This is a genomic window from Vibrio sp. 1402, from assembly GCF_033340275.1.
In genome coordinates, this window is the sequence record NZ_JAWOWE010000707.1 from 1 (window position 1) to 518 (window position 518).

The 518-nt window shown below is 53.1% G+C and carries 1 protein-coding gene; it reads left to right on the forward strand.

From position 1 onward, the window contains the following. A partial coding sequence (locus R7044_RS28060) for a MotA/TolQ/ExbB proton channel family protein (RefSeq protein WP_225456368.1) occupies positions 1–518 on the forward strand: 518 nt, incomplete at both ends.

A 518-nucleotide genomic window follows, 5' to 3' on the forward strand; every position in this document is an offset into this window, starting at 1 on the left:
GACCTCATCGCAACGATTGTTGAGATGGCTGATGCGGCGCGTCAAGGCGGTTTTCTTGCTCTCGCAGCGATGGGACTCAGCACCTGCTTTCTGCTGAACGGCCTTGACCTTTTGGTGGATGGTCACGATGCGGACGTGGTTCGCGCTGCGTTGCAAAAAGACATTGCCTTGACGGATGAGCGACACACGCAAGGCACGGGTGTTTTCCGAGCGTTTGGTGACGTTGCTCCAGCGATGGGGATGATCGGTACGCTGGTTGGTCTGGTTGCGATGCTTTCGAACATGGATGACCCAAAAGCGATCGGTCCTGCAATGGCGGTAGCCCTTTTAACCACACTTTACGGTGCGGTGTTGTCAAACATGCTGTTCTTCCCAATTGCCGATAAGCTTTCTTTACGCCGAGATCAAGAAACGCTTAACCGCCGTTTGATCATGGACGGCGTACTTGCCATTCAAGATGGTCAAAACCCACGAGTTATCGACAGCTACCTGAAGAACTACCTCAACGAGGGTAAACG